This window comes from Aliivibrio sp. S2TY2, assembly GCF_028765525.1.
Lineage (GTDB): Bacteria > Pseudomonadota > Gammaproteobacteria > Enterobacterales > Vibrionaceae > Aliivibrio > Aliivibrio finisterrensis_A.
Window position 1 is genome coordinate 171,683 of the sequence record NZ_JARACS010000008.1, and the last position, 12,655, is coordinate 184,337.

General features: G+C 38.7%; 12 protein-coding genes, 1 tRNA gene and 1 rRNA gene. 3 read left to right on the top strand and 11 right to left on the bottom strand.

Translation table 11 applies throughout. The features are described 5' to 3' along the window. Position 1: 1 nt before the first annotated feature. The 3 genes from mukE to cmoM are packed head-to-tail and all read right to left on the bottom strand — an operon-like array spanning position 2 to position 2,862. Positions 2–739 carry a chromosome partition protein MukE gene (gene mukE / locus PVK63_RS13595; RefSeq protein ID WP_130087530.1) on the bottom strand — a complete coding sequence of 246 codons (738 nt, stop codon included), beginning with the start codon at positions 737–739 and terminating at the stop codon, positions 2–4. Further along, positions 720–2,057 carry a chromosome partition protein MukF gene (gene mukF / locus PVK63_RS13600; RefSeq protein ID WP_130048907.1) on the bottom strand — a complete coding sequence of 446 codons (1,338 nt, stop codon included), beginning with the start codon at positions 2,055–2,057 and terminating at the stop codon, positions 720–722. The genes mukE and mukF overlap by 20 nt, the downstream gene beginning before the upstream one ends. A 25-nt stretch (positions 2,058–2,082) precedes the next feature. After that, positions 2,083–2,862: a tRNA uridine 5-oxyacetic acid(34) methyltransferase CmoM gene (cmoM, locus tag PVK63_RS13605; RefSeq protein WP_130048908.1), complete on the bottom strand. Its 780-nt coding sequence runs from the start codon at positions 2,860–2,862 to the stop codon at positions 2,083–2,085. Between the two features lie 135 nt (positions 2,863–2,997). On the opposite strand from cmoM, the gene elyC reads away from it, so the two are divergent. Beyond that, complete coding sequence (elyC, locus tag PVK63_RS13610; RefSeq protein ID WP_130087528.1) at positions 2,998–3,864, top strand: envelope biogenesis factor ElyC; 867 nt, start codon at positions 2,998–3,000, stop codon at positions 3,862–3,864. Between the two features lie 130 nt (positions 3,865–3,994). Here the strand turns inward: elyC and kdsB are convergent, their stop codons facing one another. From kdsB to PVK63_RS13635, 5 genes are read right to left on the bottom strand one after another with little or no spacing between them, the layout of a single operon-like run. Continuing rightward, positions 3,995–4,741 (bottom strand): 3-deoxy-manno-octulosonate cytidylyltransferase, encoded by a 747-nt coding sequence (gene kdsB / locus PVK63_RS13615; protein ID WP_130087526.1) that lies wholly within the window; start codon positions 4,739–4,741, stop codon positions 3,995–3,997. Then, on the bottom strand, positions 4,723–4,920 hold the full coding sequence (locus PVK63_RS13620; protein ID WP_130046392.1) for a Trm112 family protein: 198 nt from the start codon (positions 4,918–4,920) through the stop codon (positions 4,723–4,725). Before PVK63_RS13620 ends, kdsB begins: the two co-directional genes overlap by 19 nt. Position 4,921: 1 nt before the next feature. Further along, on the bottom strand, positions 4,922–5,908 hold the full coding sequence (lpxK, locus tag PVK63_RS13625; protein ID WP_130087524.1) for a tetraacyldisaccharide 4'-kinase: 987 nt from the start codon (positions 5,906–5,908) through the stop codon (positions 4,922–4,924). Next, the gene (gene msbA / locus PVK63_RS13630) at positions 5,908–7,656 is read right to left on the bottom strand and encodes a lipid A ABC transporter ATP-binding protein/permease MsbA (protein WP_130087522.1); all 1,749 of its coding nucleotides are present in this window, start codon (positions 7,654–7,656) and stop codon (positions 5,908–5,910) included. The genes lpxK and msbA overlap by 1 nt, the downstream gene beginning before the upstream one ends. Positions 7,657–7,690: 34 nt before the next feature. Beyond that, positions 7,691–10,000, bottom strand: coding sequence for a DNA internalization-related competence protein ComEC/Rec2 (locus tag PVK63_RS13635; RefSeq protein ID WP_130087521.1), 2,310 nt, complete (start codon positions 9,998–10,000; stop codon positions 7,691–7,693). A gap of 6 nt (positions 10,001–10,006) precedes the next feature. Here PVK63_RS13635 and PVK63_RS13640 point away from each other — a divergent pair, with 6 nt between their 5' ends. Beyond that, entirely contained in the window at positions 10,007–10,522 is a 516-nt protein-coding gene (locus PVK63_RS13640) for a DUF2062 domain-containing protein (protein ID WP_130046396.1), read from the top strand. A 270-nt stretch (positions 10,523–10,792) separates the two neighbouring features. Next, a complete protein-coding gene (locus tag PVK63_RS13645) occupies positions 10,793–10,945 on the top strand; it encodes a nonsense-mediated mRNA decay protein NMD3 family protein (RefSeq protein WP_130046397.1) in 153 nt (50 codons plus the stop codon). Between the two features lie 67 nt (positions 10,946–11,012). On the opposite strand, the gene PVK63_RS13650 is transcribed toward PVK63_RS13645, so the two are convergent. The 3 genes from PVK63_RS13650 to rrf form a co-directional block, all read right to left on the bottom strand. Continuing rightward, on the bottom strand, positions 11,013–11,933 hold the full coding sequence (locus PVK63_RS13650; protein WP_130046398.1) for a manganese-dependent inorganic pyrophosphatase: 921 nt from the start codon (positions 11,931–11,933) through the stop codon (positions 11,013–11,015). Between the two features lie 287 nt (positions 11,934–12,220). Next, positions 12,221–12,297, bottom strand: a tRNA-Trp gene (locus PVK63_RS13655). Between the two features lie 64 nt (positions 12,298–12,361). Then, positions 12,362–12,477, bottom strand: a 5S ribosomal RNA gene (rrf, locus tag PVK63_RS13660). Positions 12,478–12,655: the final 178 nt, after the last annotated feature.

Consider the following 12,655-nt stretch of genomic DNA (forward strand, 5'->3'; position numbering starts at 1 on the left):
CTCATAGATCACCTTCCAATTCTAATTCATGTTGCTCTTCAGCCGGTTTTTCGTTGTTATCTATATCAAGATCCAAACTAGATTGGCTTGCTTCTTCTTGATGAACAACTACCGCTTCACCATCACGGATTAAACGTAATTGTGCTTCTTTCATGTCATCGCTTGTACGTACATCGGCACCAAAACGGAAAACCGCTTCACTTATACGAAATTTACCTTGCTCACCCACTTGAATGATCATACCTAGACGCTTTAAACGGCGCAGTGAAGTACGAACTTTATCAAACAGCTTTTCTTTATCTAAATCAGAACCAGAAGCACGGTTTGTTACTAGCTTCATCAACTTTTGTTCGTCAGCTAATACGAGTAGTTCATCGAACAATTCTTGGTTGGTAAAGATACCTTCGTGAGCCAAACGCTCTGGACTTAGGTATAAGAAACACAATACTTTACCAACAAGCATGTCAATTTCAGCCAATACGCTACGCGCAATGAAAGACGTTGAACGTGGACGTAAATAGAAAAAACCTTCAGGTGCCTTTACTAGTTCAGCGTTATAACGTTGATAAAACAGGCCTAATTCATGTTCAAATTCACACAGTAGTCCATGATTATCTAAATCTTCACTGGCTATATGACGACCAGAACGTAATAAACTGTCTAGCTCTGGGAATAATGGATTAGCAATTGCTTTTGCTAACTTCTCAGGCATAAATTCTTCAATATTTGTCAATGACATTTGCTTGTACCTTCGCACCGAATTCGTTAATAGATTGCCAATCAGGTTGAACGGCTTGGAAATCGGCTTCTGAATAACCGAGGCGCACCGCTTGATCTACCACTAGGCGGGCAAGATCAAAGTGCTGAGAATGTGGGTATGTCGCTAGGTAATTCTTAAGAATAGTACCTAACTCAATCGCTTCGCCCGTATCTTTATGATGTTGAAGCATCTCTGCTACACGCTCTGCAAGAATATCTGTGATCACGCTTAATTCTTCGTATTCCATTTCATCTGGAACAATACCGGTTACTTCATCATCACGCAGCATCAGTGCCTCATCACGCATATCACGTAAACGAGCAGCATCTGCATAAGTCAGTAACCAAGGTGCATCAAAGTAACCTTTAACAGAATCACGTAAACGCTGGCTAAATGCTCGGTTCTTATCCATATCAATAGCGGTACGGATGAACTTATGAACATGTCGGTCATAACCAATCCAAAGATCAATCGCTTGCTGACCCCAACTTACGATACGGTCTAACTTCATTTGTAATGAATACAGTAGAGCATCAATAAACTCGAGTTCTTCATTACCATAAACAATTTCTTGGATATTCAACAATTCTGTTTGCAGCTGATCGCCCGCAGCCTGCAATGAATCTTGCAGTTCACGTAAATTACCTGATGTTTCATCAAGCAGTTTTTCACAGCTAGAAATCGCTTCACGCCAATTTTGATTTAGCAACTCTGCAATTTCTTCTTTTACTGATTGCTGTTGTTCATCCATAACACGTTGGTTTAAATCGATACGATCAAAGATCTCACCTACTGAGTATTTCAGAACACCATAAACGTTTTTACGCCAGTGTTTTGCTTCACCGCCCTTTTCCGCAGCTTCTGATGCTTTTTGGATCTCTTCTGCTACCATCGCCAATTGAATAGAAAGCTTCAATTTAGAGAATTGACGGTGGCGCACATAATAATCAGTGATCCCGATAGCTAATGGCGTAAGACGATAGATATTCATTCCATCAGTACTTTCACCACTAAAGCGGCTAATTAAACGTTGTTTTACTAATTCATTGATTGCATTGTTCGCACGAAAAGCAATGGTGTCATTGGATTGACCAAATAACCCACTGATGATTCCAAACGCGTCGTGAAGCTCACCTTCACCCAGCTCATCATCAAATCTTTCATTACTGAGAACAGCAATGGCCAACAAAAATGCCAAACGCTCGGTTGGCAAATTCAATGAGAAATCGTGCTGCTTTACCCAACCAACCAGTTCATCAACTGTTTGGTCTGTAACAGCATTAGAAAACTCACTCATTGTGTATCCTTTGTGTACATCATTATTATTTTCTCTTCGCCCATACGTGAATATAACGGCCAAGAGAGAGATAAGGTTCTTGACGGCATAACTGCTCTTCGAGCTTTAGTACGTCTTCTATTTGGTAATCGCCCATGTATTCCATATTACCTATGTAATCATGAAATGAACGAATGCCCGATTTTCCTTTAATTTCATAACCAGCATCTTCAATCCACTGATACACGTCATTAGGCATTAGACCTTTTTGAGGCTGTAACTTAAACCTTTTTCGATGAGGCATACCATCTAAAACATGTGGAATATTACCACAAATCACATTTTTGAGCACAAGACCATGATGGTTATAAAACATGATGGAGGCATACCCACCCGGTTTAACCTGTTTTAAAAGAATATCTAATGCTTCTTTTGGGTTATCTAACCATTCCATAACCGCATGAAATAGAAGAATATCAACCTCCCCGATATTATACTGTTCAATTTGTTGTACAGCAGTATGAATAAATTGATATTGCGGCAATAAACCATTGTCTTCGACTGCTTCTTTCGCTAATTTCAACATTTCTGAAGAAATATCACATAACGTGACAGAATGACCACGTTTTGCTATTTGCTGAGAAACCTGCCCTATCCCACCACCAGCATCTAAAATGGTAAGTGGCTCAGATTTTGCATTATTTTCAGCTAAGATAGTTTCCATATCTTGCCACACAATTGTTTGGCGGATCCCACCCTTATCAGAACCATAGATGTTCTTGGCAAATTTGTGGGCGATGTCATCGAAATTACGGTCTTTATTCACAGTGGTTAAGTTATGATATTATCTATTGGAAACACGCATTGTCGCATAAGAGCTCAAGGAAGTAACAGCATGACGCTGTTTTTTGCTCTCAAGTGGTGATTTTTCATTCTATATCAGCGGTAATAGTTAAAAAATATGTTTGAGTTAAAGAAGTTTTTGTCATCCATGTTAATGCCCCTACCAGGTTTACTCCTAATAGGCTTCATTGGATTAATGATTTTATGGTTTTCTAAAAAGAAAGGATTTGCCTCTTTTTTATTAACTTTATCTCTTTTGGGTATTTTCCTGCTCTCTTTTCAACCAATCACAACTCCATTATTAAAATCGACTGAACGAATCTACCCTTCGTTTATTGCGCCAGAGACACCAGTTGAGTACGTACTTGTTCTTGGAAATGGCCATGTTGTTGACGATGAAATATCACCTATTTCAGAGCTATCTAGAGCCGCTGTCATGAGATTGACAGAAGGGATCCGTATTTATCGTATGTATCCTGGTTCCAAAATGATTCTTTCAGGTTATAACGGTGGAACAACAGTTAGTCATGCTCGCATGATGGCACGCGTTGCACTGTCATTAGGGGTTAATAAATCGGATATTTTATTACTAGAAAGTGCTCGTGATACTCATGAAGAAGCAATGCAGACATTTAATGCAGTAGGTGATAAAACGGTAGTTCTTGTCACTTCGGCAAGCCATATGCCACGAGCTATGGCAGAGTTTAAATATCTAGGAATGACTCCAACACCTGCCCCGACCAATTATTTAGCGCATTCTGAAATAAAGCAGCCATGGGAAAAATATGCACCTAAAGCGAAATACTTAGAACAGTCTGAACGTTTTTGGTATGAGCAAATGGGCCGCTGGTTTATGCAGCTTAAAGATCTTGTTATGGAAAAAGAAAAACAAGCGCAAGAAACACCACAGCTTGATATGGAAGATGTGATAGATAAAGTAGATGAAATAAAGCAATCATTACCTTTACCGAATAAAAGCTCATAACATTTGATCACTTAAAAAAAGCCCGAAGCTATTAAAATAGATTCGGGCTTTTTAGTATACAAAGAAGTGTTTATACCAATCGTAGTAAATAACTGTTCATCCTAGCTTAACCAGATAACTGTGATTGGTATTATTTAAGAATAGCGCGCACTTTCTCTAAATCTTCTGGTGTATCTACACCTGCTGCAGGTGCTTCTTTTGCGACTGAAACATGGATTTTTTCGCCATACCAAAGCACTCGCAGCTGTTCTAAACACTCAATTTTCTCAAGAACACTTGGCTGCCAATTAATATAAGTATTAATAAAACCAGCACGATACGCATAGATACCAATGTGACGAAGTAAAGGATTTGCTGTTAATGTTTCACCTTGAGCGAAAGCATCACGATCCCATGGGATCGACGCTCGGCTGAAATACAACGCATAACCTTCAGCATCGGTAACGACTTTAACTGCGTTAGGATTAAACACTTCGTCTTCTTCATCAATGGTCACTGCAAGTGTTGCCATTGGTGCAACTGAGTCTGACAAGTTTTGAGCCACTTGTTGAATGATACTTGGTGGAATCAATGGTTCATCACCCTGTACATTAACAACTATTTCATCAGCTGAAATTCCACATTTTTCAATCACTTCAGCAAGGCGTTCTGTACCTGATTCGTGGTTTGGTGACGTCATGCATACATCACCACCAAAACCTTTAACCACTGCTTCAATACGACTGTCATCAGTTGCGATGATCACACGGTCTGCTCCAGCCTTTGATGCTTGCTCGTAAACCCATTGGATCATTGGTTTACCACAAATATCCGCTAATGGCTTACCTGGTAAACGTGTTGATTGATAACGCGCAGGAATTATGACTGTGAACGACATAGCTCTACCTCTTCCATTGTCATGCGACGCGCTTCAGGTTCAAGCATTACAGGAATGCCTTCTTTAATTGGGTATGCAAGACGATCAATTTTACAAATAAGCTCTTGCTTATCTTTATCGTAGTTCAGTTTTCCTTTACATACCGGGCAAGCTACGATTTCAAGAAGACGATAATCCATATTATTCTTTTACCTCAATAATTTTCTTTAATATTTGTTGTGCTTTTTCTTCTGGGAATTGTGCATCAACAGGTAAATACCACCATGACGATTGAGCAAAAGACTGACATTTTACTGCATCTTTCTCAGTCATAATTAACTGATCGCCATATTTCATTAATTGTTCTATTTCTGTCTGTTCAAACGCTTTATGATCTTCAAAACCTTGAGTATGAACCACATTTGCTTTCAGCTGATTCAGCGTTTCAAAAAAACGTGGCGGATGCCCTATTCCAGCAAAAGCAACCAAATTAGGCAATGAAGAAACACTGCGTCTTTCACCTGTAATTAAATTAATTGCTTCACTTGGTTGAAGTCGCATCGACACCTCATTTGCTTGAGGCTCTCCGCCATTACAAATTAAGAAATCAACACTAGATAAACGCTCTACTCCCTCTCTTAATGGGCCAAGAGGAATATAATGCTGATTACCAAAACGGCGCTTTCCATCAATAACAATAAACTCTATGTCTCGTTGAAGTGCATAGTGCTGTAGGCCATCATCAGTAATAATAAAATCAACACCCTGTTGCTCAAGCATTTTAACCGCTTCGCTGCGAATGGGCGCAACAGCAACTTCAGCTTTAGTGCGTTGTTTAATTAAAACAGGCTCATCACCTGAAATATCTGGCGCTGTCGTTTCAGTTAATAAATAAGGATAGTAAGGGGCTTTGCCACCATAACCACGAGAGGCAACCCCTACTTTATAGCCTTTTAGTTGAAGCTGTTCGACAAGCCATACAACAACAGGTGTTTTACCATTTCCACCAGCGGTAATATTACCAACGACAACAACAGGAACCGATGAACGATAACTCTGCTTTTTACCACGTTGGTAATCTGATTTTCGCTTTGTTGCGATCCACTTAAATAAGCAACTAAGTGGCCACAATAATGGCCACAAGAGCTTTCCTAAAAAATGGTTCTCAAACCAAATTTTTTCAATCATTAATCACCAAACTGAATACGATGTAATTGAGCATAAGCCCCATCATGAGCGATAAGTTCTGCATGATTACCACGTTCAACCACTTCACCTTCATCAACAACTAAGATCTGATCGGCATCTTCAATCGTTGATAAGCGGTGAGCAATAACTAATACCGTTTTGTCTTTTTGAAGCTCATCTAATGCTGATTGAATCGCTTTTTCAGATTCGGTATCAAGCGCTGATGTTGCCTCATCAAGAATTAATACTGGTGCGTTTTGTAATAATGCTCGAGCAATCGCAATACGCTGGCGTTGACCACCAGATAAGCTCGCGCCATTTTCACCAATCATAGTATCAAAACCGTCATCCATCTTATTAATAAAATCAGATGCATAAGCAAGCTCTGCCGCTTTTTCTATCTCTAGGCGCGTAAACTTACCTTCAGAAGCATAAGCGATGTTATTTGCAACGGTATCATTAAATAAATGAACATTTTGAGAAACTAAAGCAAAATGTTTACGTAGGTTTGGTAAGCGATAATCTTCAATCTTATCGCCATCAAGGCTAATCTCACCTGAATCGACATCATAAAAGCGAGTAAACAAGTTAGCGATGGTACTCTTACCTGAACCTGAACGGCCCACTAAGGCGATGGTTTTACCTGCTGGAAGATCAAAACTTACACTACGTAGTGCTGGTGCATCCGCAGTTGGATAAGTAAAGGTTACATTATCAACTTTGATATCACCTTTTACGGTGTCTCTTTCAATATTACCGTCGTCTTTCTCTTTATCCATGTCCATCAATTCAAACAGCGTCTGACATGCCGCCATACCGCGTTGGAAATCAGAAGTAACGCTCGTTAAGCCTTTTAATGGGCGTAATAAACCAAACATTGCTGAGAATACAACGGTAAAGGTACCCGGTGTCAGCGTCTCTTTGATCGAATCTACACTCGCTAAATAAAGCACAGTAACTAGAGCAAACGAAGCAATCATTTGAATAATAGGGTTAGCTAAACCTTGAGCTACCACCATTTTCATACCTTGCTGACGCATATGATTACTAATATTGTCAAAACGCTCAGATTCAACCTTTTGACCACCGTAACTAAGAACCACTTTATGGCCTTTAAGCATCTGCTCTGAGGTTGCCGTTAATGAGCCCATTGCCGTTTGCATGTTTTTACTGATCTTTCTAAAACGTTTAGAAACAAAGCTAATAGCAAAAGCAACAATAGGAGCAACAACGACCAGTACAAGAGATAACTGCCAGCTGTTCCAAAACATCAAGCCAAGTAAACCAATAATACTGGCTGACTCACGTACAATATTAACTAAGGCTTTACTGGTTGCCGACGCCACTTGCTCTGAATCATAAGTAATTCGAGATAATAAACGCCCAGTTGATTCTTGATCAAAATAGCTTACCGGCATATGCATAAAATGATTGAAGATTTGACGACGAATACGCATAACCACGTTACTCGCAACCCAACTCATACAATAACCAGAAATAAATCCACTCAAACCTCTGATAAACATCATGGCTAGAATAATAAATGGCATTTTCTTTAAGAAATCAGAATCTGCGTTACCAAAACCATCATCTAAAAGTGGTTTTAGCAAAGAGATCATGTAGGTATCGCTTAACGCATTGATAATCAGTGTTACAACAGCAACGGCAAGACCCGCTTTATATAGTGAGATATGTGGCCATAAACGCTTAAATGTTGCCCATGTAGATTCGTCTTTTTCAATAGTCATAAGTACTTATTCTTCATATACAATTATCTATATTCTACTCTGAATTTAGATTATCGCCAAATAGCTTTCTGTACCAAGTATTTTGATTGTGCAGTGAATAACCTTCAATAGATAACTTTCCACCTTTTGAGCTTAGACTTATTTGCCCTAATTGAGCAGTATCTAACCAAAGTACCTGATTGTCTAAGTGCCTATCTTTAATCTCTGGATTAGGTAAATTCCAGGGAGTAAACCTTCCGGCAGATACTACACCAACCTTCCCTTCCATTACTCTTACCCATCGCTTGGTTGACGAAGTATTAGAGCCATGATGAGGAACCAAAAATACATCGATATCATCAAATGTATTTTGATTTAAAATCAACATCTCTGAAATGGCATCAATATCGCCAGTTAATAAAAAAGACCACTTATCTATACTTAGTTTTATAACGCATGAGTGAGGATTATACGCACGGCTTACCATTCTCGGTGGCCAAATTGCGGTAAAATGCATTCCTGCTACTTTCCACTCTTCACCTTTAATACATGGTTGGTGATTACTGCCTTTCTCACTTGCTCTGACCCAATTAGGGCTGAAAGTATCTATTAAATAATTTTTCCCGCCTGCGTGATCGTTATCTGAATGACTAAGGATCAGGCCATCAATACTCCTTATTCCTCGATGATGCAAAATAGGCTCAATAACACTTTCAGCAATACTGCCAGTTCGCCACCTCCCTCCTGTATCATAAACAACGGTATGCCCTTGATTAGATAATAGTAGTGATAAACCATGCCCCACATCTAAAAAATCAACTTGCCACTCTCTTTCTGGCTTAATAAACAGTGACCCAATAAATAAAAGTATAATTGGCTGAATAAAAAAACGTATGGGAAGTAACAACTTAAGAGATAAAATAAAAATAACAGCATACAACAACATATTAATATGATTTGGTAATACAACCCATGATTGCTCCGCATGTTTTGCTAACCACCATACTGGGGATATAGATAAACTAGCCCACTCCCATCCTATTTTTGCAACCTCATTATCTAATTGTTCCATAATAACCGTAACTAGACTTAGTGGTACCGTAAAAAAACTAACCCAAGGTACAGATAGAAGATTGATGAATGGCGATAAATAACTTACACCTGAAAAGAAAACACCTTGAATCGGCGCTAATAAAATAAAAAGAGCAAACTGTATAAAAATGACTTGTTGCCACTTTCTAAATAATGGTTGGTCTTTGGCGTAAATAAAGATCTGATAAAAATGAAGAGACAAAAAAACTACGCATACCGCACTAAATGAAAGCCAAAAACTCATAGAAAGGGAGGAAAAAGGATTGATTAACAAACATAGGAATAAACACCACAATAATAATTGATGTTTCGGCCAACGTAACCGGTATATCAATAGAATAGATACGATAAAACAGGCAATCAAAGCCCTAATCGTTGGAAGTGAAAAACCCGCAAGCCACGCATAGAAAACAGCAAACAGACAACCGAGAATAATAGGCAACCATCGCTGGCTCTTTTGAGAAAAAACAAGACGAACCCCCTTACCTAGCCACCAACCAATCGCAAAAACAAACCCAATATGCAGCCCCGATATTGCCATTAAATGCGCCAAGCCAGAGTTACGAAGCACACGCCACTCAGAGGCACTAATCTCTCCTTTGTAACCAAAAGTCAGTGCTAGGAGTAAAGATTGATGTGCTTCATTAACTGTATTCTCATAGACTTTTTGAAACCATTGAGTTCGATAGGAGGGCTTATCTTCTAATAAGGTAGCATTACTTATTTTACCGTATGAATGTATCCCTTTAGCTAATGCATAATCTTCGAGCTTATAGCCTACTTCATTATGTCGGCCAATGGGCGGGCGTAGTTTTACACTCATTTCCCACAATTGACCTTGTTTAAATAGAATGGTTTCTGATTCTTGGCTCAATTGCTTTTGATAATCTCGAATTGATAACCTTAATCGAGGTAAATCATAAAACTTCATTGAATGATTATTAATATCGCGAACTTGGACTAAAATTGAAGATGTTCTATTGTTAAATGCAATTAGACTTTGAATTTCACCTTTGATGGTAATATCATGACCTTGACTATAAAGTAACTGATTAAGACTTTTATAGTAAGTTATGTGTGAGGAAGTGATGACTAATCCCAGAAGGATGCCTTGTAATAACTTTGCTTGGGGAAATTTTAGCGTAATAATTATATAGCTAAAAACACACAATATAAATGCAAGCGACGGCAGGTTTGTTGGCCAATAGGCTGATGATAAAAGAATAAGAATTACGACAACGAGTTTAACTCGTATGTCTCGAAGAAGAAGCATTAACTCATGCCAAGAAAGTTCATTAAACGTTTTTTACCAAACCACGAGACAATTAAACGCCAGAAAGCATTAAAGATATTTGGCAACGTATTATATAACCCGAACCTATGGTGCTTAAACCGTCGTTCTGCGGCTGGGGCTTTTGCTGTCGGCTTATTTATGGCGTTTGTTCCTCTTCCAAGTCAAATGATTATGGCAGCAGGCTTAGCTATTCTTTGTAGTGTAAATTTACCTTTATCAATCGCTTTAGTTTGGGTTAGTAATCCCGTCACTATGCCTGTGTTATTTTATGGCGCTTATAAAATTGGAGCTTGGACATTATCAACACCTACCCAACATTTTCATTTTGAGCTTTCTTGGGAGTTTATTGGTTCTCAGATGTCGACAATTGGCCCCCCTTTTCTATTAGGTTGTGCTATTTGTGCTGTCGCCTCATCTCTTATCGGTTACTTTGGTATACGAGGGCTCTGGCGTTACTCTGTAGTGCGAAGCTGGCAAAAACGCACATTACGATTAAAATAGCAAAAACTAATCTACCCTTATCTTTAAGCTTCCACCTATAACTGACAGTAAAATTTTGCTGTCAGTTCACAAAACTCCCCTCGCGAACAAACAGTATGCTAGCTTTAATGTAATATGTTTGTTGGTATCTTATTAATAAAACAACCTCTTTAGGCATTGTCGTTCATTATAAGATACTCATACTAATCACGGTAAGTAAGTGATTGGTATAACTCATAATACTAATAAGAAAGAAAACTATACACTTACAGCTTGCTTAAGGAACTTGATATGAATGAATTAATTGAATGCCCAAAATGCCATTCTGATGAATTACTTGTATCAGACAACGAAACCACGGTGCTTTGTTCAGAATGTGGAATAATAAAAAGAGATGGGGTTTGGCTTATTGAATCACCAAAAATGGTAGAAACGACAGCCTAGAAGAGAAAAAGCCCATACTTCACAATATGGGCTTTTTATTTACCTAACTGGCTTTATATCAAAAAGATTAAGCAAACACGTCTTGTAATTGAGGAACGACTTGTTTCTTACGGCTAAGCACACCATCTAGCCATACACGGCCGTTTTCTGTCGCTTTACCGTAAGCTTTAGCAGTTAGCTCTTCATTATCACTAACGACTAGTAGTTCTGAACCTTCTTTCATAATGTCAGTTAAAAGTAAGATCATAGTATGACGATTACCTTCGACTTTCATTGCTGCGATATCCGCTTCTAATTCTTCTTTGATTTCATCAAACACGGCAAGATCGATAACTTCAAGTTGGCCGATACCTACTAGCTCGCCATTCATGTTGAAATCTTTAAAGTCACGCATTACAAGATCACGTACAGGCGTACCTTCTACTGCAGATTTTACTTTAAACATTTCCATCCCAAGTGCTTTATAATCTTCAATTCCAGCGATCTCTGCTAGTGCTTCAACACACTTGATATCAGCAGTTGTACAAGTTGGTGATTTGAAAATTACTGTATCACTTAAAATTGCGCATAACATGATACCAGCCATGTCTTTTGGAATTTCAACATTGTAGAAATCATACATCATTTTAATGATTGTATTACTACAACCAACAGGGCGGATCCAACATTCTAGTGGTGTTGAAGTTGTTAAATCACCCAGTTTGTGGTGATCAACAATACCTACAATTGTTGCTTCAGCGATATCATCTGGTGCTTGTGTTAGTTCTGAATGATCTACAATGTAAACCTCTTCACCAGCATAGCTTAATTTTAATTCAGGTGTTTCTACGCCAAACTTTTCAAGGATAAATGCAGTCTCAGGAGACACTTCACCTAAACGAGTAGGAGTTGCTGCTTCACCGATTTGATTTTTTAAGTAAGCTAGTGCAATCGCACCACAAATTGAATCTGAATCTGGGATCTTATGACCCACTACATACATTGACATTGTATTACTCTCCTTTAAATATGGCGCTATTCTAACAAATTGAGACGATTTGAAAACAGAAAGTATCTATAGATACATAAACTATTGAGCCCGCAAATCAAGGTAATAAATTGTAAATAGCAAAAAGGCTCATAACTTTCAATATAAGCCTTTTCTAAATATGGCAGGGGTGGAGAGATTCGAACTCCCTACACGCGCGTTCTTATGGTGGGGGAATCCGTGGCCCTTTTCTTAAATCGCAGATAGCAAAAAGGCTCATACCTTTCGATATAAGCCTTTTCTAAATATGGCAGGGGTGGAGAGATTCGAACTCCCAACACGCGGATTTGGAATCCGCTGCTCTGCCAGTTGGAGCTACACCCCTGTAGTTGTTTTAATGACTTAACTTTGTCTAATTCTTACTTTTAACTAAGTAAGAAAAAATAAGAGCCTGGCGATGTCCTACTCTCACATGGGGAAACCCCACACTACCATCGGCGCTATTACGTTTCACTTCTGAGTTCGGCATGGGATCAGGTGGGTCCATAACGCTATGGTCGCCAAGCAAATTCTGTCTATATCTCCCGCTTGTTATAAAGCTCGCTAGCTGCGTTAATTTATTCTCTCATTCGCTCATTTACAGAAGTAAACTCACTCATTCGAATCAGAAATTGCCTTGCTATCAAACTTTATTCCAACGCTACTAATAGCAAGGGAAATATAATAATCTGGAAAGCTGTTTC

Excerpts from the sequence above, each read along its gene's own strand:
- mukE (WP_130087530.1), bottom strand. The coding sequence starts at position 739 with ATGTCATTGACAAATATTGAAGAATTTATGCCTGAGAAGTTAGCAAAA.
- mukF (WP_130048907.1), bottom strand. The coding sequence starts at position 2,057 with ATGAGTGAGTTTTCTAATGCTGTTACAGACCAAACAGTTGATGAACTG.
- PVK63_RS13640 (WP_130046396.1), top strand. The coding sequence starts at position 10,007 with ATGCCAAGAAAGTTCATTAAACGTTTTTTACCAAACCACGAGACAATT.
- PVK63_RS13650 (WP_130046398.1), bottom strand. The coding sequence starts at position 11,933 with ATGTCAATGTATGTAGTGGGTCATAAGATCCCAGATTCAGATTCAATT.
- PVK63_RS13620 (WP_130046392.1), bottom strand. The coding sequence starts at position 4,920 with ATGGATTATCGTCTTCTTGAAATCGTAGCTTGCCCGGTATGTAAAGGA.
- elyC (WP_130087528.1), top strand. The coding sequence starts at position 2,998 with ATGTTTGAGTTAAAGAAGTTTTTGTCATCCATGTTAATGCCCCTACCA.
- msbA (WP_130087522.1), bottom strand. The coding sequence starts at position 7,656 with ATGACTATTGAAAAAGACGAATCTACATGGGCAACATTTAAGCGTTTA.
- PVK63_RS13645 (WP_130046397.1), top strand. The coding sequence starts at position 10,793 with ATGAATGAATTAATTGAATGCCCAAAATGCCATTCTGATGAATTACTT.
- lpxK (WP_130087524.1), bottom strand. The coding sequence starts at position 5,908 with ATGATTGAAAAAATTTGGTTTGAGAACCATTTTTTAGGAAAGCTCTTG.
- kdsB (WP_130087526.1), bottom strand. The coding sequence starts at position 4,741 with ATGTCGTTCACAGTCATAATTCCTGCGCGTTATCAATCAACACGTTTA.
- PVK63_RS13635 (WP_130087521.1), bottom strand. The coding sequence starts at position 10,000 with ATGCTTCTTCTTCGAGACATACGAGTTAAACTCGTTGTCGTAATTCTT.